Raw genomic sequence first — 26,233 nt, 5'->3', positions numbered from 1 at the left:
GTGGGTGGACGTGGGCTTACTTGCCCGACTGCAGGTCGCGGAGCTGGCCCGCTTCCTTGGCTGCGACGATCTCGGCGGGCGTCATGCCCTGGAGGTCGGCGCGGGTGAGCTGCTTGACGGAGCCGCCGACGGCGGTTCCCCGCGCGCCGGACGCGTTGGCGTCGTTGGCGGGGGCCGGGGCGGGTGCCTGTGCCTGTGCGGCGGCGGCGACAGCCGCGAGGAAGGTGTCGGCGGACGCGTTCAGCTCGTCTTCCGTCGTTCCGGTGAGGACGGCCGCGGGGACCTTCTTCGTGGAGGCGATGGTGGCGACGAGTGCGGAACGCTCTGCAGCCTCGGCGCGCGCTTCGAGTGCGGCGAGGCGCTCGGTGTCAGTGGCGGGTGCCTTGGCTGCGGCCTCGTGCTTGCGCGAGAGGCCCTTCCACTTGTCACGGTCCGCTTCGAGCGCTGCGATCTGCGCGGCGTAGTCCGGGGTCTCGGCGGCGGGCGCTGCGGGTGCAGTCGGCGCGGCTGGAGCCTCGGGCGCGGGGGTCTCGATGACGGGAGTGACGGGTGCGGTGTCGGTCATGCGGGTTCCTTGTCAGGAGAGGTCAGCCCCATGTCGGCGCTGAGAGATGAGCCCCGCCGGATGGCAGGGCGAACCGTCCACCCCATGTCGGGTGCGGGCGGGAGAATGTGGAGTGTCAGACGGGGCGGACGCCGCAGTTGCAGCCGTCATGGATGGGCTTCACGTCGGCGCGGCTGACACGGGCGCCGGCCACGGTCTTGCACTTGTCGCACGCGTCCCCGGAGCCGAGGTAACGCTCGAACCAGCGGACGCCACCAGCTGTGTAGGTCTGGGCGGCGATGCGACGGTCGGAGAGGGTGGTGCGGACGCCCTTGTCCATCAGCTGGACGGCATAGGTGAACGCCTCACGCTTCACGGTGGCGTCGGTGTAGTCCTTCTTGTTGCCGGTGGCGAAGAAGTAGCGGACCGCCGCGTTCATCATGTTGTGGACGTCGAGCTCACTGAGCAGGAGGTTCGTCAGGTCCACGGCGGGAGCGGGCCGCCCCATGAGCGTCAACTGGCGGACGGTGTGCGCGCGGGTCTTCGAGACGGTGTCGCCTGCTACGGGGCGGAGGAGCGTGAACGCTCGGGAGACGAACGCGGCACGAGCGTCACCTTCGAGTGCTACGGGGCCTGCCTCGGCGAGGAGCCGGGCGATGAGCGCGCCGGCGCGGAGCCAGGAGGCGTTCATCAGGTCGTCGTAGGAGGCCTCGAGTGCGGGGTCGTACATCGAGGCCTCCTGCGGCTCAGGCGGCCGCGGCCGCCGGTGGGGTGGGGGTGAGTTCGGTCAGCGACGCCATGAACGCTTCGTCTTCGCGCTGCGTCTGCATGGCGTCGGCGTCCTCGGGAGTGAAGCCGAGGTACTTGACAGCGATGGTCTGGAACGGCACGCCGACGGCCTTGGCGTTGAGCGCGGCTGCGGTGGTCTCGCTCGGCGTCGCGAGGGACGGGTCAGCGAAGACGACCTCGATGTCGAAGCCGAAGTCGGCGCCCATCTCGATGCGGGCGCACTGGAGCAGCGACCCCTCGATGCTCGGGCCGACGCGGAAGCGGCGGTCGCGGGCCTTGAGGATCTGCGCGTCGAGTGCTGCACGGGCGCCTTCAGCGGACTGGTTGGCGCTGTCCGGGATGAGCGCGCTCATCGGGGTGGAGGTGGTGCCGGCGAGCTCGCGGATGTCGTCGGTGACGGCTTCCAGGAGCGGCCGGAAGTCGGTCGTCGCCATCTCGTGGAGCTCAGCGTCATCGCCCAGGTCCAGCAGCGCGCCGGGGCTCACGTCGAGCAGAGCCTCTGCCTTCTTGACGTCCTCGGGGTCGTCGGGGTCGAGCCCGAGCCCCTTGATGTAGCGGAGCTTGAACGCCTGGTAGGCGACGACGACGAGCCGGTTGAGGATGCCGAGGCTGATGCGGTCGAGGAGGTCGGTGACGTACGCGAACTCGCTCACGCCGCCGCGGTTGAGCAGCATCGTCACAGGCACACCGTCGGCCGGTACTTCGTCACCCATGACTTCCCAGCCACCAGAGTTGGTGGTGCGGTAGGCCTTCGAGTTGGTGCGGTTGGAGGAACGAGAGAAGTCCTGCCGGGCGGTGCCGGTCCAGACGCGCGCGTAGTCCCGGCCGGCGACCTCGTCGCGCCACACCTTCACCGCGGCGGTGACCCGGTTCGGGTCCAGCGGGTCGGTGATGGCGAACACGTGGTCGGCGTCCTCGAACGTGATGATGGCCTGGCCGCCGGTGTCGGCGGTGATGAGGAACGACCGCCCGACGATGAGCATGTCGAGGATCGCATCGGCGAGGACGATGTCCAGCCGGCTTCGGCGCCAGATGCGGCGGAGCCTCCCGGTGGCGATCTTCACGGATGCGTCGTCGTCCTCTTCCGCGCCGTTCACCTTGACGGACGTCGGGGTGATGCGGGATGCGAGCGACTCGGCGATGAGGCGAGCGAAGAGGACCCGCGCGAATCGCTGGAATCGTGCCCAGCTGGCTCGGGTTTTCTTGCTCATCTCCGGTCCCGGCTGCGTGCCGTCGGCATACGCGCGGAGCCTGGCGTTCTCGGCGGCCTGGGTGTCCAGGCTCTTGGTGAGGACGGGGAGCGCCTCGACGGGGGAGGTGAAAGCCACGAGGGCTCCTTTCAGATCAGGTTGCCGAACCCGCGTCGGCGCCTGCGTTCAGCGCCGATGCCCTTGTTCTGTGCTGCGCGTGCTGCCTCCCAAGCGAGGATGGTCGCGATGAGGGCGTCCATCTTGTCCGGGGAGTCGGGGTTCTTCTTGTGCAGCTGCGTGCCGTAGCGGGTGCTGACTCGGCGGGCGTTGGTGAAGTGCCGCATGAGGTCGGGGTCGGCGTTCATGCGGAGACCACCAGCGAGGATGGCCTCGTAGAAGTCCTCGATCTGCTTGCCGAACGACCCGGCGGAGTGGCCGGACATGTACCGGTACATGGCGCGGGCACCGGTGACCTTGGCCTTGAGCTTCGAGTGGTACCGGGCGGTGAACGTGTCGAGCTCCTGCGTGAACCCGGTCGGGTCGGCGAAGAGTCCGATGACGTTGTACTTGGTGAACGCCTCGTCGATGCGGGCCTTGATCTCCTCCTTCGGCGGGTTCCACTTCTCCTTCGGCTCACCGTTGATGGCCTCGGCTTCCCACAGGCCCACCTTGTGGATGGACATGTCGGTGAGGCGGACGGCGATGAGCGCGGTGGAGTCGGGGACGCGGCGGGCCTTGCCGCCCTTCCAACCGGGGGCGTAGTCGAACCCGAGGGTGATGGTGTCGCCCTTGCGGAGCGGCTCGACCGTGTGAGCGGTGAGAGCGGACACCTCGGTGTGCGAGACGAACGCGGTGGCAGCGGACGCCTGCTGGTTGAGGTGGAAGCGTCGGAAGTCGGCGGGGTCCTCGGTGGGGTCCTGCGCCTGAGCGATCTTCGCGTCGTAGTCGATCCAGTCTCGGTAGCCGTAGACACCTTCGAGGACGGCTCGGAGGCGCTTGCTGTCGGAGAGGTCGGTGATGACGCCGCCGTGGCGGGAATCCCAGAATGTGCCGTTATTGGGGATCTTGCCGGAGGCGATGTCCTGCGCCTTGCGGTGCAGCAGCTCGAGGGTGGAGCCTTCCCCGGCCTGGTACATCGTGGAGATGTACAGCGCCCACGGCTGCGCGGCCTTCCTCTTCGTCAGGTTGTTCTTGACGCGGGTCACCATGCGCCGGTGCTCGGGACTGATGTAGAGGTGCGGTTCGTCGAGGACGACGATGGTTTCGAGACCGCCGTCCTTGGAGTCCGCACCTGAGGACATCGGGACGATGCGCCCGCCGTCGGCGAGTCGGGCGAACGTGTCGAATCCGATGATGTCGCCGGAGCGGGTCAGCTCGTTGCCGTGGTCGGGGTCGAAGTTGTACCTGAGGGTGGCGCGGTAGAAGCTGGCGACCTGGTCTTCGGAGACGGCCATCATGCGGCCTTCGGGGCCGGGGATGCGTCGGCCCATCGGCTCGCCGGGTTCGTAGACGTATTCGAAGGTGCCCTGACGGTAGACCTCGCCGCCTTCCGCCCAGCCGTAGAAGCGGGATGGACCAGCGACGTCGAACGCGACGACGAAGCTTGCAGCCTCCGTCTTGGCGCTGCCCTTCGGGAGGACGACGGCGCACTCGGAGTACAGCCGGCGGCCGTTCTCGTCGAGGGCGTACATGTCGACGATGAGGTCGTAGACAACGTCGTCAAGCTGGACGGGTTCGCCCTGTTTGTCGCCGCGCCCGTGGCGCATGAAGTGCTCGACCCATGCGGAGCCCAGGTGTCCGAGGCTGCGGTCGCGGTCGTGGCCGGGCATCCGGACGGCGAGTCGCTCGAACGCGGGGAGGTCGGACTCGGGGATGTCGTCGGGTTCGAGGGCGTCGGTCATCGCGCCCTCCTCGGACGTCAGGCTCGGGCAGCGCTCCGAGCTCGGCGGTCATACCGCTTGGAGGGGGCGGGTGCGGCCGGGGTGGTGGTCTTGGTCTTGCGGGCAGTGGTCTTCTCGGCGGCCACCTTGTGAGGGGCGAGCTGAGCGAGCTTCTCCGCATCGACGAGCCGGATGCGGAGCTTCCGGCGGGCCTCGGCGGTGAGGCCTAGAGCGTCGGAGCCGCGGCGCCATTCGGCGTGAGCGGCTGCCTGCCCAGTGGAATAGAGGGTGTCGGCGATGTAGGCGAGGCCGACGAGGGCGTGCCATTCATCGGTGCCCCACTCTGCGGTGTGCGGGAGAGCTCGCATGGTGTCCCACCACTTGCGGGTGTGGGGGTGCCAGGCGACGCTGTTGCCCTCGTCGTCGGAGCCGCGGTTGGCGGGGAGCTCGATGAGCGGCTTGCGGCGGTTCGGGGAGTCGAGGATGTACTCCCAGTCGCCGGTGTCCTCGGCGGGCTGTGGTCCGCGACGGGCCATCGGTCACCTCCGGGATAGAGTGCGGGCATGAGAAAAGGTGTCGGCCCGTGGCCAACGCTGAGCGGACCGAACAAGGACGGTGGTCGGCACATCGGCGTGCGGGTGTTGCCTGACGCTCGGGCGCAGTTGGAAGCGCGCGGCTTCGTCGTCGCGAACCAGATGTACGCCCGGAGCGTTGACCCTGGTGCGGTCCGTACCGTCCGCGTCGGCGACGTCTTCGATGTCCGCTTCGATGGCGACAAGGGTTGGTGGGTGTGGGGCGGCGAGACCCGGCTGGGGCGGCTCACCTGGTCGCTGTCGAGCTTCGAGGCCAAGGAGTGGCGAGAGGGCCTGCCACGCATCGACGACGGCACGATCCAGATCGTCCGGTTGGTGCTGAACCCGACCGGTCAGGTCGTCAACGCCGGCGGCATCGTCAGGCCCCGTGGCGTTGAAGTGCCGGCCATCGAGGACGCGGTTCCGTATGCAGAGGTCTACATCCCGACCCTGCGGGCGAAGGTCAGCGGAACGGCGGTGACCGTCCAGAGCGAGAACGTCCCCGAGGCGCCCCGGGTGGGCTCACAACCGACGAGGCCGGAGGACGTCCCGTCGAAGAGCTTCTGGGCTCGGGTGCTCAGGCGCTGAGCCATAGTTCCAGAGTGAGCCCACCCGCTGTGGTAGAACGTTTCTGGGATGCGTGGTTGTGTGCAGCATCAGATAGGGGAGACAGGTGGCGACGAGGTCACAGGCTATTGAAGAAGCGCGCCGTTTGAGTGAGCGATCCAAGCGGTTCGCCTCGAACTTCGGGATAGTGCTGTTCCTGGGGCTTGGAGCGGTCGGTATGGGAGCCCTCTTCCAGTTCCTCGTCGCGCCCGGTGCAGATCTCGACGACGTGGCGACATTCGAAACGTGGGGTGGTGTGCTCCTGGCTGGCGGGGCGGTCGGAGTGATCTCCGCATGGATCATGTATTCGAGTGCGATGAGTAGCAGCCGCCGTATCGCTCAGCTGTCGCAGGAACACGGATTCGACCCTCGCGACCTCTAGTACCGGAGGTCACCGGTAGGAGTAGTGGTTGCGCTCGCCCGGGTGTCGACCGAAGGACCGTCGGTATTCCCGGGCGGCCTTGGCTTCGGTCTGCGTCTTCGCGCTGTGGTGCTCCTTGCAGAGCCACTGGAGGTTGCGGAGGTCGTGCACCGCGTCGCCCATCGCCTGCCCCTCGGCGGAGCGGGCGTTGATGATGTGGTCGCAGTCCGTTCCCGCTTCGGGGCAACGTGCGCCCATCTCGAGCGGGGCTTCGCAGCGCCAGCCGGCGCGGGTGGCGGTCTGCCGGCGGCGGGTCTTCCAGTCGGAGGGCAGCGGGTCGTGGCGCTGGGTCCAGGTCATTGTTCCTCCTGGAATTAGGGGAGTGCAGAGCCGATAGCCTGCGAAGTATGAATCAGGTGATGGGGTCGAACGACCGGGTCGAGACCGCGGAAGCGATGGAGGTCGCTACCGGCCTGTTGATGCGTGCCCGTGCGCGATTCGAGGCGCTTGAGGAGCCGGACGAGGCGATGGCGGGGTCGATGCTCGTGGCGGAGAACGCTGCTACCGCGTTCGACCCGGTGGGGTATCAGATGGCGCGGCACCGGGCCAGGGCTGTCGACGCGCTCGAGATGCTGATGGACTCGATGCATGACCCGGCGAGCGGTCGGTTGGAGGCGCGGCCGATGGCCATGTACGCGCTCGTGCGCATGAGTATCGAGGCGTCGGCGATGGCACTCTGGACGATCCAGTCGTCGAAGAAACATGACCGGATCTACCGCTCCCTGCAGGTCGCGTACGCGCACCTCATCGAGTACGCGGACTTCGCTTCCGTTGTCGCGAATGCCGACCAGGCCGCCCCGTACGTAGCGTTCCGCGACGAGAAAACCGAAAGGCTCATCGAGCTGAAAGGCGCGGTCAGAATCCTCGGACAGCGAGAACTCACGAAGCCACCGAAACTGTGGCGAATCCTCCAGGCTGTGTCACCGACGGTGCCGCCGGGTCAACCGCACAGGGTCGACAGCCCATATGTGGTGTGGAAGATGACATCCGCGTTCCTACATGGGAGCGACCACCTCACCCGCGATCTTGGAGACTTCGAGCAAGTGACTGAGAGCGACGGCGTGGGCGCGACCTTCGTCGTGAAGCCATCCTGGAGCCTTCTCTGCTCGTGCGTCGCAGCATGCGTGATGGAAGTCGAGAAGCTCGACGCCCGAGTCCGCTACCTGGCGACGACGGCCTATGGTGAGCGCAGCCTGCTGCCAGTGAGTTGAGGCAGAGCTCAAATTCTTGTAACTGGTACGGAGCCCGAGCCACAGCGCCCTCCGCTCGGGCGCAGGGCGAGGGGAGGGGGTCCCCACCGGGGCAGCGCGCCCTTCGAGCTCTCGGTCGATGATCTACCGAAGGTCCTTGACAGTCGCTCAGTCCCGCCGACCGCAGCGGTGCACGTCGGCGGGGGAGCTGTGTAGTGGGCCTTCATGGACCCGTTCGGACTCGGTGTCGCGTGCCTCTCGCGGCGTGCGTGGCCCGACCGACGCGACAGCGCCGGGCAGCGGGCGTCATGGCGACGGTGCGTCCGAAGTAGGAGGGGCGGCGCTTCGACGGGTGGAGTGGGTCCGTCGACGCGCCGCAGCGGCCCGAGCAGCACAGCGTCAGGGCCAGCGTGAGGTGGCCACGCGAGTGGGGCGCTTTCCTCACTTGGTTCGGATGGCGGTTGCGGCAGCAGCGCGTCATCCGCCTATACCCACTCTGGCAACGGGGCTGCAACAGCGCGCGCGGCGCGGTGACTACGATGTCCGGCATGGGGAAGATTCCAGGCCACTACGAGTGGGATGACGACGACCTGACTCCAGGACAGCGCGCGGGAGGCGGTCTCCACCAGAACCTCTTCGACGAGGACGGGAAGTTGCGTGGAAACGCGCGATTCGTGCCCGGCGACATCGACCCCGACCCTATCGTTGTGACCGAGCACGTCTACGTGCCCGTGGAAGCGCGCCGGAAGAGCCGCGAGCAGGAGGAACTCGAGAAGGCAATAGCCGATGCTCTCACCTCGCTCGCCATACTCGGGATCGAGAAGGCGAAGCCACACGTGGCGAAGTTCTGGCGCGAGAAGGTCAAGCCGATTGCCGGTGACGTTCGGGCGAAAATCACGACGCGGAAGCATCGCGGTACGAGCCTCGAGATCCATACCCCCGAGCCGGATGAGGCCCCGGTAACGGCGGTCAGCCTGGCAGAGCCACGCCCGCTGATGTCGAACGCAGAGGCGCAAGCTCGCATGCTAGCCGCGATTGCTGCGCGCGCCTTCGCCGACGAACAGATGCGCCTCGTCGACGCATCCGAGATCGTGGACGGCGACGGCGTCGATTCTGTTAGAGACGCGCTTTCGACGATGCCGCCCGAGATCGTCGCGGAGCTCGTCCGTCGGATGGTCGAGAACCCGGCGACGTTCGAGGAGGAGTCACTCGCGGAGCTGGCCAGCGTGCTCGCTCGGGGCGCAGCGCGCGACAGCGCCACTCAGCGGCATCTACCGGCGGCGGGATCAGAAGCGCCTGACGCACAAGACCCAGCATAGTAAGAGAGCTCCGCCCTGCGGGCGTCGCTTTCATGTCACACGATCCGCCAGCTGCCTGCGAGTCGCCCATCCGCGAGCCAGTCATCCAGGACGAACGCCGCGTCCTCAAGTGCGAGGAGTGCGCCGCGGTGGACGGCGCCGAGGGGAACGAGCGTGCGTGCCGGCGCGGGGAGCGAGATCAGATCGTCGGCGGAGTGGCCGGTGTGACGGACCTCGTGGAGGTCACCGTCGACGAGAACCTCGACGAGACAATGCGCCGGCGAGATGACAGTGACGTAGGCGAGGTGAGTGTCGTTATCGTGCTCTCGCCACCACGTGAGAGTTGACGGGCCGCTGCGTCGGAGCGTTTTCTCGATCCCCGCGGAGAGGACGCCAGAGAGGTCATGAGTGCGGGCGGGGCCGGACCGCGTGGTACGGGTGAGGAACGTGGTGGGCATAGCGAGACCATGCGCGGCGTAACGCGATGATGTGGGGTGTGTGCGGAGTGTGGTCGCGAGAGGAGGAGCGGGCAAGGCGCTCTGCCAGACCATGAATGGGCGAAAATCGTGCCTCAGAAACCGCCAGATCCGGAGAAGATCCGCGCTTTTGGACGGGGTTCGCATCGGGTTGCACGTGTGTTCGGGCACGACGACGCCCCGGCGACAGCGTCGGCGCCGGGGTGTCATTTAGAGGCTCTCGTCAGGCGATGCGGGCTGTCGTCCGGTGAATGTTGCGCGTCGACCGCACCCACGAGCCGCAGCGCCCGCAGCTCATCAGCGTGTACGTCGCGGCCGTGGTCGAGGTGGTCTTCGGCGTCGCGCGCAGCTTCGGTTCGCCGCAGTTCGGGCAGCCGTCGGTGCCTCCAATCTGCGGGAGGCTCGCGCCCGCCGGCAGCCACGCGAGGAGGCGGAGATAGAGCTTCTCGGTCAGACACACGTCCTGCTTGCAGTAGCGGATCATCCGTGCCCGAGCACGGGGGTCTCCATCCATCGCCCCGCGCCAGAGATCGAAGCCCCCGGTGACGAGCTTGCGCGCCCCGACGAGCTCGGCTGCGACGTGGTCGAGCTTGCGCGAGTCGGGGGCGAAGTGCTTGCGCACGACACGGAGAAGGTCGACGCTTCGGTACGGTGCCGGGCGGCCGAGTCCGAGCTTGGCGAAGCTCCAGTTCAGCTTCTTCTCATCGAAGGAGATGCCGTTGTAGGTGACGACGACGTCGGCCTCGCTGAGCAGGTCGTGTACCGTGCGGATCATCCCTTCGTAACCGCCCTCATCCCAGACAGCGATGTGTTCGACGGGGGACCCGAGCCACTTGTAGCCAACGCTGAGAACGTCTCCGTGCTCTACGACCTGGTTCAGACCGATGTTCTGATCCCACATGCCGAAGTGGTAGCTGAGCGCGGGCTTCGTCTCGATGTCGAGAGTCAGGATGCGGAGTCCGCGAACGCTTCGGTGCAGGCTGTGGTGACGGCGGTCGGGAACGACTGCGGGAGCGGGACGCGGGACGCTTAGATCGCCGGTGTCGATGCGGAGGCGGAGGCGGTGGATGGTGGACGAGGAGGGAGCGCTTCCGATCTCGGCACCGATGATGTCTCCGGCGGTGCGGGTCGAAAGCGCGCGGTTGTGGAGCGCTTCCAGGCAGCGGTCACGAGCCGCAGAGTCGAGGAGCTGGATTCGGCGAAGGATGGTGGGGGACGGGTGGGACATGCTGTGTAACTCCGGTCTGGCCGATTGGCCGGTTGCGAAGTGGTTTTCATAGGGGTGCTGCTCGGTTTTGCCGACTGAGTTCGAGAGCGTCGGCGGGATCCTGCGGGCTGCTGGACGTCAAGTCATGCGCCGTCCTCCTTCTTATGTTCTGCTCGGCCGCTCGAGACTGCGTCGATCTCCGCCTCGATGGACGCGAGGATGGCGTCGAGGACGAGGTCGCTGAGCGTGCCCTGGGCACGCATCCATTCCGCACGGGTGAGAAGTCGGAGTGAAGCTTCAGGGAGCCGGGGGTAGCGCGTGGCGATGGTCTGGCGGAGGTCTGTGCCGCGCTTGCGAACCCTCAAAGCTGCTGATGCGGCGAGCACCATACCGTGGTCGAGGTGACGGTCGAGGGCCGGGGCCAGCATCCCGGAGCCGGCCGTGTCGCCGAGTGCGGCGAGCTCGGTGATGAGCTGCAGTGCGGATGCCGGTGCGGGGAGCTTGCGGGGGTCTACGGTGCCTCCGACGCGCTCACCTCCGGCGCTGACGCTCAGGTGACGAGTGAGGGACTGCGCGGCCTCCTGGGCCCGCAGGTAGCGGGCGGGGAGGTCGTGTGCGATGTGCTGCATGCCTTCCCTGGCAACGGGAGGAGGCGTTGCTGCAACAGGTGGCGCGTGTATACGTGAAAGCGGCGGCACGAGTGATGGCCGTTCACCAGGGCTCCCTGAGCGCGGGGTGCCCCGATACCTTGCGGTGCGACGTCCGAGCGCTGGGGTATCCTTCGGGCATGCCGCAGCTCGCCAAGCAGTGCCACTCGGGTGGGACGACCACTCCACAGTCATATGCCGTGCGGGACGAGCCCGATGAGACCGGCGAGATGCGCCCGGTGGTCTACTGCACCACGTGCCGTACACGGACGGCGTCCAAGCGCGGTGCGCGCGGGGCGTTCATGTTCAACCACAGTGGGTTCATCGACTGGGATGACCACCCACTCGGTGGGAGGTTCGGCGCGGACCTGTGTCTGATCTGCGATAAGCCGGTGCGGCAGGTGGGCGTTTTCATGATGTGCCCGTCAGCACACGGCGTCGGAACGTACCGACCGAGCGCGTGATTCCGAGAGGGCGGAAGCCTGGGGCGAAGGGTGACGCGCCTGAGCGGCTGCGATGAAGCCACTACATAGGGGCGCCGCCGTCCGCGCGCTCGCTACCTGCTGGTGATGGGCCCGTCCGCGCCTTCGACAGGACCCTTCGACACCTTCGACACCCTTCGTCATGACCTTCGACACGCGGCGATGGCCCGCGATCCCAGTCGGGACAGGGGATTGCGGGAGCTTCGACACCTTCGACACGAAATAGACGCTCCTGTATAGGTGAGAGCGAACCTTTTGCTGGAGTCGGATTAGAGAGAAGCCCCTTTCCTCTCCTATAAGAGCTCTACACATCGTGTCGAAGGTGTCGAAGGAAGCGCGATCCCAGTCAAGACAAGGGATCGCAGGACATCAGACCGTGTCGAAGCCCGTGTCGAAGGGTGTCGAAGCGTGTCGAAGGCCGTGTCCAGGGCGCGCTTCAGTTGCAGAGCTGCGCCGTCTCCGTTGCCAGGGAGGGCATGCACAGCACAACACACACCGCCCCTTCCATCCTCCGCACGGAGTGGGACGCCTCGTCCTACCCCCTGACCTCCCCGGCTCGCCGTGGCTCCGGTCCGGCCAAGCTCGCCGACAGTGGTGTCGCGCCCTTGGTTACCCAGGCTCGCGGATACGACCTGCTCACGACCAAGGAGCAGACCAAGGCCTTCGCCGCCTACCAGCGAACGGGCACTGGCCTCATCACCACCGCCCGCTCCCTCGAAGCCCTCCTCCACGGTGGCGAGGAAGACATCCTCACGATGCCGTGGTGCGCCCCCGAGACGGTCTACGAGGACGGACTCGACGTCCGCCCCACAGAGCGCCAGTACCGTCCCTCGGCCCCGAAGATGAACGAGAACGGCAAGATCGCCAAGTACGCATTCCTCCCCGGGTCACAGCTCCGCCTCGACATCCACCCCGCCACTCCGCAGGACTGGATCGAGGAGGCACCGCAGGTCCTTCTGAACGAAGGGCTCCTGAAGGGCGACAGTGGCCTCACCGCGATGCTGCTGTCGAGCGGCTCCACGCCCGCTGACCTCGCCGCCGTCGAGGACATGGCCGCCGCCCGAATTCGTCTCCGCGAGATCATGGATCGCGTCCCGCGTTCGCTACGCACGCTCATCGTCAACGCCGCATCCGTGACCGGCTGGGATCGCCACGCTGACTGGCGCGCCATCCCGCTGCGCGGTCGTCGGGCCATCGTCGCCTTCGATGGTGACCTGGTGTCGAATGCCAACGTCTGGCGGGAGACGGACAAGGCTCGCTCTTTCCTCGTACACAAGTCCGGAGCCGACGTCTCGCTCCTGGAGATGTGGAGTCCCGAGGTCGAGCTCGCGAAGCTCGCGGCCGGGATCGATCCGCAGGAGAAGATCGGCGTCGATGACTACCTGACGCGGATCGGCGACTGGAACTCCCTGATGGACACTCGGACCGTGCACCTGCCGCCGGCACCCATCGCCGACCGTGAGTGGAGTGCGGGGGACTGGCGCGTCAGCCCGGCCTGCCCCGCCATCGTCGAGGAGCTGGTCGAGCGCGCTGGCGCTGAGGGCAAGTCCCGCTACTGGGAGACGCGCTCGCGGATCGGAGCCAAGCTCCTCCGTGTCGTTGAGTCCCGGATGCCCCTGGACGAGGAGATCCTGTCTGGCGCGCGACTGGACGTCCCCGGACTCCACGCGACGCAGATGGTCGAGGTGGCGTTCTACCTGCTCGGCAAGTACGACGAGCCTGGCATCGATGCCCCTGCTGAGTACGTCGTGACGATTCCGGCTTCCGCTCTCGCGGCATCGGGCTCCGGCGACTGGAAGGTCCTTATCGAGCGCGAACAGATGCGACTGCCAAGCGCCATCCTCACCCACGAAGACTTCCCGATGCGTGACCTCCGGAGCTGGCTGGGCGCCGTGAAGGGTGCGTCCGACCCCACTCTCGCTATCGCCTGGGGCCGTCAGGGCTGGGTGGCGGGCGCGACCGGTGACGAGGAGCCGTTCGGCGCGTTCGTGGTCGGCGACATGGTCATTGCCGAGACCGTCGAGCAGGAGCAGGGCGTCGTTCAGGGCGTCCCGCGGCACGAGTCGCAGAAGCTCGGCCGCTTCGGCGTCGAGGACCACTACCGCGAGCTCGGGCACGCCGAGTGGGAGCGGCAGATGGCACTCGAGGTCCCGGAGACCATCGAGCGGTTCATCGGAGCCTTCCGTGACCCGCAGTCCGCAGCGATCCTGCTGTCGATGGCGCTCAGCCCGTCCAACCCCGTCCGTCACAAGGGCAGCAACCTTTACTTCTCCGGAGGCAAGGGCAACGGAAAGTCGTCGGGTGCAGCGATCCCGATGTCCTTCTGGGGATCCCGGCCCCGTGCCTGGTCCCGTGACCAGCTTCCGGGCACCGGGTCGGACACCCGCCCAATGCTCGAGAAGGCCATCGGCCGACACATCCTCTGGGTCGTCGATGACCTCGCTCCGTCCGCGAACGCCGCGACGGCAGCGGGTCAGGAGGACGCCATCGGTCAGATCATCCGGTCGAACTTCAACAATTCGTCGCGTAGCCGCACGGGTATCGACCCGGTCCCTGACCCGTATGCCGGCTTGTGCGTGACGGCAGAGAACCTCCCCAGCGTCCCCAGCGTCCGTGAGCGCCTCTGGGAGGTCGCAGTGCCGTCCGGTGGCCTGCTGACCGATGAGGGCTGGAAGGTGATGCAGGAGCTCGACACGACCGGCGCACTGCGCCGTCTCGCCGGTTACGCCGTGCGGTCGTGGACGAACGGCGTCTGGCGAGAGCTCTACCCGCACTGGGCGGACCGGATGGATGTCTGCGCGGCCGTCGACGAGATCGAGGGCTACCTGGAGGTCCGCGCCGAGGACTACCTCCGCGCCACGTACCCCGAGCGGTACGCCGCCGACCAGAAGATCTCGCTGTCTGCCTACCCCCGGGACCTTGAGAAGGCCGTCGCGCTGTATCGAGCACCCTGGCACTTCTACACCCAGCTCAAGGAGGCGATGACGCGCAACGGTCTCAACCCCGAGCAGAGCGCTGGCTTCCTGGCACTGGTCGATGACGTCCCGAACGCCCTCGTAGCGCACGCTATCGAGTCACGTGCGGTCTATGCGGCCATGTCGCCGGCCCGCAACGCTCTCCGTGCTATCGCGAGCCTTCTCGGCTCGGGCAAGGCTCACCTCGAGAACCCCACGACCCCGGGCGCGCCTCCGATGGTCGACGACGAGGACAAGATCGCCGCCGGTTGGCAGATGGGCGGCGACGGGTGGCGCCCCCGCGGGTCTGGCATCGGAAAGCTGGGCACGACCGCTCAGGGCGAGCTGGTCGCGATCCTGGACGGCACGAGCGCCTTCACCGCGGCGCAGCGCGAGTACCCGACCCTGATCCCGCACGGCAGCTCTGCTGACGCGGCGTGGACGGGTTTGCTGTCCGAGGGCGGCTTCGCTCCCACCGGAGTCAAGGTCGAGAAGTCCACCCGCGTTTACGTCGGGGACCCGGGAGCCACGACCAAAACTCGCCGGTCGCTCAAGGGTGTCGTCGTCCGGTGGGAGCCAATGCAGGACCTCCGCGGCTGACGCTCTGACGAAGGAAAACACCCCGTCTGGAACCTCACCAGACGGGGTGTGCTTTGACCCGTTATTGAGAAGCATTCCCATCTTGAGGAATTCTCGAATTTCCCGTTAGACCCGACTCCGCGCCGCGCACATGGCGTGCATGGAGCCGACTAGTCAGCAGCAGACACCCACCCCAGCCGAGATTGTGGCGGACCTCGCCATCGGAGTCGAGGTCACCGACGTAGACCTGAGCCGAGCATTTCACACCGCCTCGGGCGCCGCGCACCGCCGCCTTGAGCGTGAGGTTCTCCGCCGCTGCGAGAAGGGCATCAAGCACCTCGCGAGCAAGGACGCGGACGTTGCCGAGGAGGTGCGGGCTGCACTCCAGCTGGAAGTGCTTGCCCGTCACCCCCGCTCCGTGGCGAGCTCCGGCGGCATCGAGTCCTACGGCGGCTGGGTCCGGAAGATCGTCGGGAAGAATGCGCCGGCGCACGCCGCGCACGCGCGACTGAATTACGCGGTCGGCCTGAACAGGGCTCTCCGCATCGAGAAGCTCTCGCGCGAGTACCTCGACATCCGCTCCACTGAGGAACTCCATGCCCGGATGGCCGCTGACGGCGTCGAAGAGCTTCCGTCCGTCGAGGACGCTGACTACGCGATGGCGCTCCAGGCACGTCGCCGTGCGGCCAGCCTGACCCCACCGGAGGGAGCTGACGAAGGCTGGACGGACGCACTCGTGGGTTCTTCTCCTTCTGTCACCTCGGCGGGTGTGGGGGCGCCTGGGACCGAGCCGGACGAGGAAGAGGGCGCGGCGCGGGCGCTCCTTCTAGAGATGGGGTTCAACGGCGACGAGGCCACCGTTCTCGTATGCGAGCACGGGCTTGACGGGGCCACCCCCGTGAGCGGCCAGCGCGAGATTGCAGAGGCAACCGGCGTCGACTACGGACGCGTCCGCAGCGTCCGTGTAACTCTCAAGCGGAAGATCGCACGTCTCGACGACGGCGCGGTCCGCAGGGTGCTGGCGCTCGCTGAGCCCAGCGCGCCGCGGACCGCCGAGACGCGGCGGGACGTTGCCGCCGAGGTGCTGGTTGCAGCCGTGGCAGCTGTCGACGTGGTTGCCAAGCTCCCATGCAACTGACCAGATCGAGCCAGTCTTCGCCGCAGGGTATGCGGTGAACGAGAAAAGACGGAGAGGGACTTCCTCCCCACGCCAGTGGGTCCACAGGCCCACAGTTAGGAGCAACCATCATGACCAATGCCATCGACCTCCGGCCACTTGTCATCCGCGACCGCGCGCGACGCCGCGCTGCCAGCTGGGTAGCGACGCAGAGCGGCGTCCCGGAGCACCAGGTCATCGCGACTCACGCTGCCATCGAGTCGTGGAGCTATACCGACCTCGATTGCGATGAGTACGACGAGACTTTCGCTGACTGGGCGGCGCAGCAGAGGGATGTGCGCGTGATCCTGGCTGAGGCGCCGGGCGCTCTCGGAGTCCCACGCGAGGAAGCGCTCCAGTTGGTCCAGGCGATCCTTGAGTTCCGTCGAGGCGTGAAGCGACGCCTGGACGGATACCAATGGCACGACGAGCATGACCCTGCTCGTCGACGCGACGTGACGCGCCGACGCCGCGGAGCAGATGACGTCGCTAAGCGGTCGGGTCGGCGGAGCCACGCGATACGACAGGTAGTCTCCTCTTAGCTCCGACGGATGGAGCTTGAGGAGACCGAAATGCTCTACCTGGCCGCCGCGACCGACGCCGACGACGGCGCCTTCCTCGACTCCGCAACCGTTGCGATCATCGTTGCGGTCATCGCGCTCCTCGGAGTCGTCGTTACCCAGGCCATAACGCTGGTCAACGAGCGGGCAAAGCGCCGCGACGAGCAAACAAGGGCCGTCAGAGTCGAGATCGAGAAGCTCATGATGGTTTTCTTTGACTGGACTGACTTCGCGCGTAGCGTTCATCCGCCGAAGGACTGGGCGAAGTATTGCGAGCCTTTCGAGATCGAGTGGGAGCGGGTTTCTACCCCGTTGGTCGCCATCGCAGCGCACATGGCCGGACGCGGAAAGCACCGCGGTATCGTTCTGGCACTCATCGACGGGATCTCGATCCAAGGGACAGCCTTCCGCGAGGGGGAGAGCGTCGGGTCGGAGCCGCGAGTCGGATACACGCAGATGGGGTGGGCAGCGTTCGATACGGTCGCAGCATGGCTCCGGAACGAGCGTGTTCCTCGACATGCTCGTCATGCAGCCCGCTTGGCGCAGCTGATGCGTAAGCGTTTGGACGCCGAGTTCAATTGGCGCGAGCTGCATATGAAAGCGGATCACAAATCAGGTGTGCTCCGCGCCGCGGCCCGCTCGACCATCAATGGCGCACGGCGGTTCTGGCGCAACAACATTTCGAAGCCGCTCAGAGCCGCTTGGGGCTTCCTCTTTGCCCCCTAGCGCTCGTCACTCCGCGCGTTACGTCGAAGCAGGCGTCGACGGCGTGGAGACTTCAAGGTGGGCCGAGGTCACGTGGGAGAGGCGACGGGCTATCGCCTGTAAGAGATGCCGACGGCCCTTTGGGCCTCGTCGACGAACCATTGACGTTCCTTCAGAAGGATCGCCAGGGACTCATCAGGGGATCGCTCTGGCGCAGGCGGAAGGCCTGCGGCCCTGCGCGTCTTCTTGGGCCACCCGGCGCTGGCGTACTCCATCAGAGATCCCCAGTAGTCCCAGGCTGCATTGAATACGTTGTCTGGACCGACCATTCGCAATGTGTTGAGCGCATCGCTGAACTGGTCGAGTGCTTCAGCGTCATCATCGGACGCGGGACGGTTATGTCTTGACGTTGCATTCTCGGTGACGTTAAGGAAGGTGACGTACGCGTCGAGCCTGTGTTGGCGAACCCACCGAGCATGTTCGCGTTTCGATTGAATCCATGCACCCAGCAGGCCGATCATTGCGGCTCCCAGCGCACCAACTAGCAGAGATAGGTAGGGATTCACCATGTGTTCGAAGCTACCGCTAGGTGACCATGGGTGTCTGTCCCCAGTTTTTGAAGAACCCGCCGCACGTAAGCCGATCCCTCAGCGTGCACATTGGTCGAGTTCTGCGGTGCGCGTCGATTCGCGTCGGGGGAGTGCACGTAAGACCCGCACGATGATCTGCACGGTGATGGCGCCCTAAACGTGCAGCACCGCGCATGGAAGCGCCATGGCACTCATCGGGTACGCACGTTGCAGCACAGCAGCTCAGGATCTCGCAGCACAGCGAGAGGGACTGGCCACGTTGGGGGTCGCGCCCGACGATGTCTACGTCGATCACGGACTCACCGGAACGAACCGGAACCGACCGGGCCTCGATCAGGCATTGGCAGCCTGCCGCACCGGGGACACCTTGACCGTCACCAAGTTGGACCGTCTCGCCAGATCGCTCCCCGACGCCCGCGACATCGCAGATGAGCTATCTCGCCGCGGCGTCGCGCTCAGCCTGGGTGGCTCTGTTTACGATCCGTCCGACCCCGTGGGCCGATTGATGTTCAACGTCCTCGGCATGGTCGCCGAGTTCGAGGCGGACCTCGTTCGCGCTCGCACCCGTGAGGGCATGGCTATCGCCAAGGCGAAGGGGAGGCTCAGGGGCAAGGCTCCGAAACTGAACGCGGCGCAGCGCAAGCAGCTCCTCAGGCTCGCTGATGAAGGCGAGCACACTCAGGCGGAGCTCGGCGAGATTTTCGGGGTATCCCGCGGCACCGTTCAGCGGGAGCTGAAGCGAGTCCGCCCGGCCTAACCCCTCGAGAGCTCAGCCTCGAGCGCGGCGAGCTCCGCCGCGGCGGCAGCCTGCCTGGCTCGGAGCTCCTCGATGCGGCGCGCTTTGGCTGCATTCTCGGCAGCGACGGCCTGCGCGCGCGAGGCCAGATCAGACTGCCGGCTCGCGTCGGCGGCGTGCTGGTAGCGCATGGCCATGGCCGGTGTCGAGTGGCCAGCGATGGCCTGCAGCTCACGGGTGGTCGCGCCCGCCTGAGCAAGCAGCGTTGCCCCATAGTGGCGGAGGGCATGCGGGTTGAAGTACTTGATGCCGGCCGCCTCCACGGCATCCGCCCACCGTCGCCAGTAGACGGAGTAGCGGAGGTGGGCGCGCGCGTCGAGGACGGCCGGCCACAGCAGTGCATCTGAATCCTTTGGCGCCTCATCGCTTTCGAGGTACGCAACAAGGGCGGTTGATGGCGCCTCGGGCAGTACGACATCGCGAACGCCAGATTCGGATTTCGGCGGGCCGATGACTGCCCCGCGCTTCTTGACCCACGTGACTGCCCGGGTAACGCTGATCGACACTTCAGGGGAGAGCACACCCTCCTCGCGCTCGAGGTAGCGAACGGTCAAATCCTTGGGGCGAAGCTCGATCACCTCGCCATAGCGGAGCAGCCCCCACGCCTCGCAGGTGAACAGCGCGAGCGAGGACGCGTCGAGCCCGCCGAGCACCCTCTCAACTTCTAGGTCCGACGGTTTGCGCACCTTCTTACCGGTGCGCAGGGAGCCGGCGCCTGGGATGTTCACCGGGTTGGTGCCGATCAGCCGCTTCTCAAGGGCAGCGCTCATCACCGCCCGGAGGAGCGTGTAGGCATGAGCAGCCGACGTCACCTTCGGCTCATCGACGTCGAGCAGACTGGCCCACCAAGCGTCAACCTGCTCAGGAGTGATGTACCGGAGGTCAGTGCCGTGGAACATCTCTAGGGTCGCGATGTCGTAGTGGTACCCCTCGACGGTCCGCGGGGCGAGCGGCTTGCCGCCTTTCCGGCGGCGGTTGGCGACATACTCATCCGCGAACGCCTTGAACTCGACCGGGCGATCACGCGCGGGAACGAAGTTGCCCGCGATCTCCTGCGCGGTGCGTGGGCTCCACTCGCCGGCCTGGATAGCGGCATGCTGCGCGCTCAACCACGCCTGCGCCTGCGAACGTTTGCCGAACGCCGCTGGTGCGCGGTGGCGCTGTCGGTCAGGTCCCACATAGCTCGGGTAGAACTTGGCGCCCTTCTGCCCGAGGGTGCCGAACGAGGTGCGGGCCTTTCGGGGTCGGGGAGCGGGGGAGGCGTCGGGCATGCACCTATCCTGGCCGATACGCGAAGCCTTCGCGTAATTTTCGCGTAGCGTGTGACCATCGGTGTCCACGTAACGACCACTGCAATTGCTCTGAATTGGCGTCATTCCGCGGCTGAAGTGGTCGTTTGATGGACACGAGGCGACATGCGCGAACCGCGAGAGTCCGCGGGAGGACTGGTTCGATCCCAGTATCGCGCACCACCAGACGAAGCCCCCGGTTCACACCGGGGGCTTCGTCGTTCACGGTGTTCAGCCACGCGGCCCGCCGGGGCCTCCCGAGGGGGCGGATGCCGATGCGGGACTCGTGCGCGTGTCGATGCGGACGACGAGGGCGGCGGTGTACCCGGCGTTCTCGTCGCCGCTGATCGTCGCCAGCTGCGAGGCAGCGGAATCGTCGCCGAACACCGTGTCCTGCGCGAGAGTCACCGCGCCCAGATTGCGCGCCGAACCTTCGTAGCCGTCGAGAGCGTAGACCCCGGCGCTCTCCGCCTGCGGCAGAGCCATCTGCGAGGTCGCGACCGCGTTCGTCGCGTCGGTGATCGAGCCCACATCGGGATACACCTCGATGTGGATGTGGGGCCAGCGTCCCGCATAGCAACCGGGGAAGATCGACGTGAACGACACCCGGCCCTGAGCATCCGCCACCTGCACTCCTCGCAGGTAGGTGACGTCCTCCAGGCCGCCGGAGTACATCGAGTATTCGCCCTGAGCGGTGCAGTGCCACGCATACAGGGCTGCTCCCGCGAACGGTGCATCGCCGTTCGCCACGTCGACGAGCTGGAACTCGATCGTCAACGGCACTCCCGTCGCCGTCGCGCCGCCGTCGATGGAGCGGGTGATGTCGCGGCGTACGATGCCCGATCTCTCGAGGATGTCCGGACCGTTCGAGCCGTCCGCCGGATACGGACCCGCCGTCTCGTCGGGGATCTCGCCGCTGGTCGACGTGCCGTCGTCGCCCGTGCCGCCGGCCTCGGACGTCGACGGTGAGGCGGACGATGCGGACGGGGCCACTGTGCACGCCGTCAGGATCATCGCTCCGATGCCGAGCCCCGCGAACCCGAGCACCCCTCGACGGCTCATCACCGTGCGCATGTCGAACGGAGCACCCTGGTCGACGACCTCCTCGTCGGGCCGATCGAGCGGTCGCCCCTGGTAGGACGGGCCCTCGGGTGTGATGTCGGGATCGGGGATGCGGCTCATGGAAGGGTTCTCTCGGGAGGCGGTGCGTGTCCGCACTACGATCGCCGAGGAACCGATCAGGATTCATTGCGCCGACTATGAGCCGCTGATGAGGCGCTCAGGCCGCAGACGAGGACAGCGCTCAGCGACGTCGGCCCCGCACCGTCGATACCGCGAGGAGCACAGCGGCGACCCAGGGGCCTGCCACGATGATCGGATCGAGCCAGGTGTGCCGCAGGTCGATGCGTCCTCGCCCGAACCGGGAGGCGATCGGCCGGTGCCGCGGCTCGGCCAGCACCCCGGTCTGCGTGACGGGGTTGTCGGGACGGGACGTGACGAGCGACCGCAGGTGGGCCTCGACCGACTCCACGCGGTCGCCGAGCACGAGCAGCAGCCAACGCGTGTTCTTGGTCTCGCTCAGCCGATCGTAGGCGAGGCGGCGAATCGCCCCCGACAACCCGTGCAGGGGCTGAGCGGTGCCGAACACCGGCGGGAGCATCCCGTGCTCGATCGACCGCTCCCTGCCCTCACCGCCGGGCTGCCGGTCGGGTTCGATCCAGTGCGCTCCGGTGTCTCCGAAGTCCTCGCGCTGCTGCCACGTGCGGCGATGTTCCGGCGCGGCGTCGGTGCCCCAGCCGGGAATGCGGGCGCGGAGCTCGTCGGGGGTGGGGGCGAGAAGGGGCTTTGCAGGCTGGTAGGGCATGATCAGTCCTCTCCGACGGTGATGACGGGCTTGATGCAGCCGTCGAGCTTCGACGAGAACACGTGGTACGCCTCAGCGATGTGTTCGAGGGGGAACCGGTGGGTCAGCAGATCGGAGGGACGCACGTGCCCCTCGCGGATGTGCTCCAGCAGGCGGGGCCACTGCCGCTTCACCGGCGCCTGGTTCGCGCGCACCGTCAGCCCCTTGTTGACCGCGTCGCCGAGACGGACCGCGGAAGGGAGGGGGCCGTAGGCCCCGATGACCGAGACGGTGCCACCCTTGCGCACCGAGTCGATGGCCCAGTTCACGGCGACGGGAGACCCGCCCTGGAGTTTGAGCTTCGCGCCGGTGATGTGCTGCAGGAGTCCGCCGTCAGCCTCGGCGCCGACCGCGTCGATGGCGACGTCGGCGCCGAGGTGGCCGGTCGCACGCTTCATCGCGAGGACGATGTCGCCGACCTCTTTGAGATGCATGGTCTCGGCGTACGCGAAATCGCGGGCCTTCTCGAGCCGGTAGTCGAGGTGGTCGACGACGATCACCCGGCCCGCGCCCAGGAACCACGCGGATCGCGCCGCGGCCAGCCCAACCGGGCCGGCGCCGAAGACCGCGACCGTGTCACCCTCGGCGATCTCGCCGAGCTGGGCGCCGAAGTAGCCCGTCGAGAACGCGTCGGTGAGCATCAGGGCGTCCTCCGACGACAGCCATTCCGGCACGACGGATGGGCCCACGTCGGCGAACGGGACGCGGACGAACTCGGCCTGGCCGCCGTCGTAGCCGCCCGTGGTGTGGGAGTAGCCGTAGATCCCGCCGACGGCGGTGGCGTTGGGGTTGACGTTGTGGCAGTTCGACAGCAGGCCGCGGCTGCAGAAGTAGCAGGTGCCGCAGGAGATGTTGAACGGCACCATCACCCGGTCTCCGACCGAGAGGTTCTGCACCGACGGGCCGACCTCATGCACGATGCCCACGATCTCGTGGCCGAACGTGTGACCGATCCGGGTATCCGGCATCATGCCGTGGAAGAGATGCAGGTCGGACCCGCAGACGGCCGCGTGCGTCACACGGACGATCGCGTCGTTCGGATGCTCGATCCGCGGTTCCGCCTTCTCGGCCACCTGGATCTTGTACGGGCCACGGTAGGTCATCGCGCGCATGGTCGGCTCCGTCGGTGCAGATCGGTCAGGCGCGGGCGGTACGGTTGCCGTTGCCCGGGACGCGCGGCTCCCGGCTGACGAAGATGCCGAGGAGCACCATGCCGATGCCGAGGCCGAGGTGCAGCCAGTTGTCGGCGTCGTTCACCGGGATGAAGTTGAGCGATTCGTTGCCCACCGCGATCAGACCGTAGAGCCAGACGACGAGGTACGCCAGCCCGCCGATGATCAGGTACAGACGCGAGGAGCGGGCACGTGCCGCGAGGGCGATGCCGGCGATCGCGAACGCCAGGTGCACGAAGTTGTGCAGCACCGACACCTGGAAGACGCCCAGGAGGTGCGCCTCGGAATCGGCGCCCGCACCGTGCAGGTGCTCGGCGGAATGCGTGAGTCCGGGAATGAAGCCGGCGATGCCGACGAGGAGGAAGACGATGCCCACGATGAGGGCGGTCTTCTGGATCGGCGTCGCGGCGTAGCCGTGGGTGCGTCGTGCGGTGTCGGTCATGAGTGCCTCCAGGTGGGGGTAACAGGAGTGACTGACGTTAGAGAGGGCTGTGGATCGTCTGAGAGGGCGTTGACGGGTTGAGGGGGACGCGCTATCTTCGCGCGCTGTCGCTCGACCCCGCCTCCCGCGTCGGCCCCGGGTGCGCCGTCGCCCGTCCTGTCAAGCCCCGTGTCAGCACATGGCTGCGCTTCCTACCGTCCGAGGCATGCACGACATCGACGCCTTGCTGAACGATCGAACCGTCGTCGAGGACGACGGCGCCGACACCTCCGACGCGGCTCTTCGCCGCGTCTCGCATCTCGCGCAACTCGCGGCCGTGGTGCGCGCCTGGCCCGGGCTGCATGTGCGGTACTCCGAAGGACCGGACGCCGACGCCACCCGTTCGAGCATCGATACCGAGAGCGGGCTGGAACTGCCAGGCCTCTCGGTGAACCCGTTGGACGCCGAGCAATGGTGGACGCGGCCGCTGGAGGACTGGCTCGCGCGTCAGTTGTCGCAGTACCAGCACCTCGCGGACGACGAGCCGGAGCGGATCGCGTGGATCCTGCGCGGGCGCGTGTGCGGACGCGGTCCTGACTGCGAACCGCTGCTCGCCGAGGTCGAACCGGTCGCGATTCTCGACGAGTCGCTGCTCGTCGAGGCGCGGGAGCGATACGAACGCGAGTTCGACGCGGGCCGAGGCCCGACCGACGACGGAGGAGACCGATGACCGCGTCGCGCCGCTGGTCAGAAGTGGCCGCCGGGGTCTTCCGCATCGCGGTGGCGGACGTCAACTGCTATCTCGTGCAGACGAGCGACGGCCTGACGTTGTACGACGCCGGCCTTCCCGGCTCGCGCGGCGCGCTCACCCAGGTGCTCGAGCACCTCGGGGCGACCGTCTCCGACATCGACGCGCTCGTGCTCACCCACGGGCACTTCGATCACGTCGGCATGGGGCGCCTGCTGCAGAGCCGCGGGGTCGACGCTCATGTGCATCCGCGAGACGTGCACCTCGCCCGCCATCCCTACAGCTACCGGCCGGAGGAGGCTCGCGTCGCCTATCTGCTGTCCCATCCGGGCGGTATCCCGCCCATCACGCGCATGGCTCTGCGGGGTGCCTTGGGCGTGCGCGGCATCGAGGTCGCCGGACGCGTCTCGCACGGGCATCCCGTCGACGCGCCCGGCATGCCCATCGCGCTCTGGACGCCGGGCCATACCGGCGGCCATTGTGCGTTCCTCTTCGAGGAGACCGGCGTCCTCATCGCCGGTGACGCGCTCGTCACCCTCGATCCGTACACGGGCGAGCGCGGACCGCAGATCGTCGCTCGCGCGGCGACCGCGGACACCGCCGAAGCGCTGCGGTCGCTCGATGTACTGGATGAGAGCGAGGCGTCACTCGTGCTGCCTGGGCACGGCGAGCCCTCGCGGGACGGGGTGCGCGCCGACACGGCGGCGGCTCGCCGGCGCGGGGCGCACTGACCGCTCGCGCCCCGGGACGGTCGCGTTCTAACGAGAGCGCAGTGCCTCGGCGATGCGCAGGATGGCCTGCTCGATGAGCGGTCGGGGCATGGCGAACACGAAGCGCGTGAACCCGACTGCGGCCTCTCCGCAGGCCGCGCCGTCGGTCATCGCCACGCCGGCGTGCTCGCGGAACCAGGCGCCCAGGTCACCCGTGAGTCCGGTCCGGCGGAAGTCGAGGAGGGCGATGTAGGTGCCCTCCGGCAGGGTCAGGCGTACATCGGGAAGGTGCTTCGCGACGAGATCGGCGAGCGCGCGCCGATTGCCGTCGAGGTACTCCACGACCTCATCCAGCCACCCGCCGCTGTTCCGGTAGGCGGCGACGTTCGAGACGGCACCGACCGTCGACGTTCCGTGGCCGGTCCACATGCCCTCGCGCTCCCAGAGGTCGGCGTCCGCATCGTTCGACAGGATCACCTGCGCGCACTTGAGGCCCGCGAGATTCCACGCCTTCGACGCGGACGTCGCGGTGAGGGTGTGCGCGGCCGCCTCCTCGGAGATCGAGGCGTACGGGATGTGCCGAGCGGGCGCATAGACGATGGGGGCGTGGATCTCGTCGGAGAACACGCGCCCGCCCGCCGCGGAGACGGTTTCGGCCACGCGTTCCAGCTCCTCGCGGGTCGCGACCGTGCCGAGCGGGTTGTGCGGATTGCACAGCACGAGCATCTCCCCGCCGTCGGCGAACGCCGCGGTCACCGCGTCGTGGTCGAGCACCCAGCGGCCGTCGACGACCACCTGCGGCACCTCGATCACGCGTCGACCGTGCATCGGCGGGACCATCAGGAACGGCATGTAGGCGGGGGTCGGCACGATCACGGCGGATCCCGGTGCGGTGTGGTGCTCGATGGCGTACTCGAACGCAGCGATGACGTCGGGAACGTGCTTCACGCGGGCGGCAGGCACCTCCCACCTGTAATGCTCGGCGTACCAGCTCGCGGTCGCGGCGGCGAGGTCGGCGGCGAGATGCTCGGGCAGGTAGCCGGTCAGCCCGGCATCGAGCGCATCGCCGACGGCGGTCTTGATCGCGGGGGCCACCCCGAAATCCATCTCTGCCACGAACGCGCCGATGACGTCGGGGAACGCGGTCCATTTCACGCTTCCTGCCGCGCGGAGCTCGCGTTCGGTCAAGGCATCGAATCCGCCGGCGCGCATGGGGGAGTCCTTTCGAAGACGAGGGGGGCGTCTCGATCGTATTGCGACCAGGACCGGTGCGGCTCGTTCGGGGCGCTGCCGGTGCGGGCGGGGACGGTGCGGGCGGTGTCGGTGCGGGGGTGTCGGTGCGGGCGGT

The 26,233-nt window shown here is 67.5% G+C and carries 27 protein-coding genes; 11 read left to right on the top strand and 16 right to left on the bottom strand.

All coding sequences use genetic code 11. The features are described from left to right. Positions 1-16 precede the first annotated feature (16 nt). The 5 genes from RWS82_RS05245 to RWS82_RS05225 form a co-directional block, all read right to left on the bottom strand. Positions 17-565, bottom strand: coding sequence for a hypothetical protein (locus RWS82_RS05245; protein WP_314647592.1), 549 nt, complete (start codon positions 563-565; stop codon positions 17-19). Between the two features lie 115 nt (positions 566-680). Then, on the bottom strand, positions 681-1,274 hold the full coding sequence (locus RWS82_RS05240; protein ID WP_314647590.1) for a hypothetical protein: 594 nt from the start codon (positions 1,272-1,274) through the stop codon (positions 681-683). Positions 1,275-1,290: 16 nt separating this feature from the next. Continuing rightward, positions 1,291-2,661 carry a phage portal protein gene (locus RWS82_RS05235; RefSeq protein WP_314647588.1) on the bottom strand — a complete coding sequence of 457 codons (1,371 nt, stop codon included), beginning with the start codon at positions 2,659-2,661 and terminating at the stop codon, positions 1,291-1,293. Positions 2,662-2,672: 11 nt separating this feature from the next. Further along, positions 2,673-4,424, bottom strand: a complete 1,752-nt coding sequence (locus tag RWS82_RS05230; protein ID WP_314647586.1) for a hypothetical protein — start codon at positions 4,422-4,424, stop codon at positions 2,673-2,675. A 17-nt stretch (positions 4,425-4,441) separates the two neighbouring features. Further along, the gene (locus tag RWS82_RS05225; RefSeq protein WP_314647585.1) at positions 4,442-4,939 is read right to left on the bottom strand and encodes a hypothetical protein; all 498 of its coding nucleotides are present in this window, start codon (positions 4,937-4,939) and stop codon (positions 4,442-4,444) included. A gap of 27 nt (positions 4,940-4,966) precedes the next feature. Between RWS82_RS05225 and RWS82_RS05220 the strand changes: the two genes are divergently transcribed. Both RWS82_RS05220 and RWS82_RS05215 read left to right on the top strand, forming a co-directional pair. Then, a complete protein-coding gene (locus RWS82_RS05220) occupies positions 4,967-5,563 on the top strand; it encodes a hypothetical protein (RefSeq protein ID WP_314647583.1) in 597 nt (198 codons plus the stop codon). Positions 5,564-5,648: 85 nt separating this feature from the next. Continuing rightward, positions 5,649-5,963 carry a hypothetical protein gene (locus RWS82_RS05215; protein WP_314647582.1) on the top strand — a complete coding sequence of 105 codons (315 nt, stop codon included), beginning with the start codon at positions 5,649-5,651 and terminating at the stop codon, positions 5,961-5,963. Between the two features lie 9 nt (positions 5,964-5,972). Here the strand turns inward: RWS82_RS05215 and RWS82_RS05210 are convergent, their stop codons facing one another. Beyond that, complete coding sequence (locus RWS82_RS05210) at positions 5,973-6,302, bottom strand: HNH endonuclease signature motif containing protein (protein ID WP_314647581.1); 330 nt, start codon at positions 6,300-6,302, stop codon at positions 5,973-5,975. A 47-nt stretch (positions 6,303-6,349) separates the two neighbouring features. Here RWS82_RS05210 and RWS82_RS05205 point away from each other — a divergent pair, with 47 nt between their 5' ends. Then, positions 6,350-7,213 carry a hypothetical protein gene (locus tag RWS82_RS05205; protein WP_314647579.1) on the top strand — a complete coding sequence of 288 codons (864 nt, stop codon included), beginning with the start codon at positions 6,350-6,352 and terminating at the stop codon, positions 7,211-7,213. Positions 7,214-7,740: 527 nt separating this feature from the next. After that, positions 7,741-8,511: a hypothetical protein gene (locus RWS82_RS05200; protein ID WP_314647577.1), complete on the top strand. Its 771-nt coding sequence runs from the start codon at positions 7,741-7,743 to the stop codon at positions 8,509-8,511. Positions 8,512-8,546: 35 nt separating this feature from the next. Here the strand turns inward: RWS82_RS05200 and RWS82_RS05195 are convergent, their stop codons facing one another. The 3 genes from RWS82_RS05195 to RWS82_RS05185 form a co-directional block, all read right to left on the bottom strand. Then, positions 8,547-8,948: a hypothetical protein gene (locus tag RWS82_RS05195; RefSeq protein ID WP_314647576.1), complete on the bottom strand. Its 402-nt coding sequence runs from the start codon at positions 8,946-8,948 to the stop codon at positions 8,547-8,549. A 241-nt stretch (positions 8,949-9,189) separates the two neighbouring features. Further along, positions 9,190-10,194, bottom strand: a complete 1,005-nt coding sequence (locus RWS82_RS05190; RefSeq protein WP_314647575.1) for a ribonuclease H-like domain-containing protein — start codon at positions 10,192-10,194, stop codon at positions 9,190-9,192. Positions 10,195-10,316: 122 nt separating this feature from the next. Then, positions 10,317-10,802, bottom strand: a complete 486-nt coding sequence (locus RWS82_RS05185; RefSeq protein WP_314647574.1) for a hypothetical protein — start codon at positions 10,800-10,802, stop codon at positions 10,317-10,319. Positions 10,803-11,907: 1,105 nt separating this feature from the next. Between RWS82_RS05185 and RWS82_RS05180 the strand changes: the two genes are divergently transcribed. From RWS82_RS05180 to RWS82_RS05165, 4 genes are all read left to right on the top strand, one after another. Then, positions 11,908-14,856 (top strand): hypothetical protein, encoded by a 2,949-nt coding sequence (locus tag RWS82_RS05180; protein WP_314647573.1) that lies wholly within the window; start codon positions 11,908-11,910, stop codon positions 14,854-14,856. A 184-nt stretch (positions 14,857-15,040) separates the two neighbouring features. Next, positions 15,041-15,973, top strand: coding sequence for a hypothetical protein (locus RWS82_RS05175; protein ID WP_314647571.1), 933 nt, complete (start codon positions 15,041-15,043; stop codon positions 15,971-15,973). Positions 15,974-16,083: 110 nt separating this feature from the next. Then, positions 16,084-16,533, top strand: coding sequence for a hypothetical protein (locus RWS82_RS05170; protein WP_314647569.1), 450 nt, complete (start codon positions 16,084-16,086; stop codon positions 16,531-16,533). 30 nt (positions 16,534-16,563) lie between these two features. After that, entirely contained in the window at positions 16,564-17,277 is a 714-nt protein-coding gene (locus RWS82_RS05165) for a hypothetical protein (RefSeq protein WP_314647567.1), read from the top strand. Between the two features lie 89 nt (positions 17,278-17,366). On the opposite strand, the gene RWS82_RS05160 is transcribed toward RWS82_RS05165, so the two are convergent. Then, complete coding sequence (locus tag RWS82_RS05160) at positions 17,367-17,825, bottom strand: hypothetical protein (RefSeq protein ID WP_314647566.1); 459 nt, start codon at positions 17,823-17,825, stop codon at positions 17,367-17,369. Between the two features lie 205 nt (positions 17,826-18,030). Between RWS82_RS05160 and RWS82_RS05155 the strand changes: the two genes are divergently transcribed. After that, a complete protein-coding gene (locus tag RWS82_RS05155) occupies positions 18,031-18,603 on the top strand; it encodes a recombinase family protein (protein WP_314647564.1) in 573 nt (190 codons plus the stop codon). Here RWS82_RS05155 and RWS82_RS05150 read toward each other — a convergent pair. The 5 genes from RWS82_RS05150 to RWS82_RS05130 all read right to left on the bottom strand — a co-directional run bounded on the left by RWS82_RS05150 (position 18,600) and on the right by RWS82_RS05130 (position 23,448). Further along, positions 18,600-19,913, bottom strand: coding sequence for a site-specific integrase (locus tag RWS82_RS05150; protein WP_314647562.1), 1,314 nt, complete (start codon positions 19,911-19,913; stop codon positions 18,600-18,602). The genes RWS82_RS05155 and RWS82_RS05150 overlap by 4 nt on opposite strands. 249 nt (positions 19,914-20,162) lie before the next feature. Then, positions 20,163-21,113, bottom strand: a complete 951-nt coding sequence (locus tag RWS82_RS05145) for an intradiol ring-cleavage dioxygenase (RefSeq protein ID WP_314647559.1) — start codon at positions 21,111-21,113, stop codon at positions 20,163-20,165. Between the two features lie 121 nt (positions 21,114-21,234). Further along, the gene (locus RWS82_RS05140) at positions 21,235-21,795 is read right to left on the bottom strand and encodes a hypothetical protein (protein WP_314647557.1); all 561 of its coding nucleotides are present in this window, start codon (positions 21,793-21,795) and stop codon (positions 21,235-21,237) included. 2 nt (positions 21,796-21,797) lie between these two features. After that, on the bottom strand, positions 21,798-22,946 hold the full coding sequence (locus RWS82_RS05135; protein WP_314647555.1) for a zinc-dependent alcohol dehydrogenase: 1,149 nt from the start codon (positions 22,944-22,946) through the stop codon (positions 21,798-21,800). Positions 22,947-22,971: 25 nt separating this feature from the next. Beyond that, positions 22,972-23,448 carry a DUF4383 domain-containing protein gene (locus tag RWS82_RS05130; RefSeq protein WP_314647554.1) on the bottom strand — a complete coding sequence of 159 codons (477 nt, stop codon included), beginning with the start codon at positions 23,446-23,448 and terminating at the stop codon, positions 22,972-22,974. Positions 23,449-23,653: 205 nt separating this feature from the next. On the opposite strand from RWS82_RS05130, the gene RWS82_RS05125 reads away from it, so the two are divergent. Together RWS82_RS05125 and RWS82_RS05120 are read left to right on the top strand one after the other, a co-directional pair. Then, positions 23,654-24,157 carry a DUF6098 family protein gene (locus RWS82_RS05125; protein ID WP_314647552.1) on the top strand — a complete coding sequence of 168 codons (504 nt, stop codon included), beginning with the start codon at positions 23,654-23,656 and terminating at the stop codon, positions 24,155-24,157. Beyond that, complete coding sequence (locus RWS82_RS05120; RefSeq protein ID WP_314647551.1) at positions 24,154-24,906, top strand: MBL fold metallo-hydrolase; 753 nt, start codon at positions 24,154-24,156, stop codon at positions 24,904-24,906. The genes RWS82_RS05125 and RWS82_RS05120 overlap by 4 nt, the downstream gene beginning before the upstream one ends. Positions 24,907-24,933: 27 nt before the next feature. Here the strand turns inward: RWS82_RS05120 and RWS82_RS05115 are convergent, their stop codons facing one another. Next, on the bottom strand, positions 24,934-26,040 hold the full coding sequence (locus tag RWS82_RS05115; protein WP_314647549.1) for an aminotransferase class I/II-fold pyridoxal phosphate-dependent enzyme: 1,107 nt from the start codon (positions 26,038-26,040) through the stop codon (positions 24,934-24,936). Between the last annotated feature and the right edge of the window lie 193 nt (positions 26,041-26,233).

The organism is uncultured Microbacterium sp. (assembly GCF_963528945.1).
GTDB lineage: Bacteria > Actinomycetota > Actinomycetes > Actinomycetales > Microbacteriaceae > Microbacterium.
The sequence above is the reverse complement of the archived record's forward strand: the minus strand, read 5'-3'. Positions and strand labels throughout refer to the sequence as shown.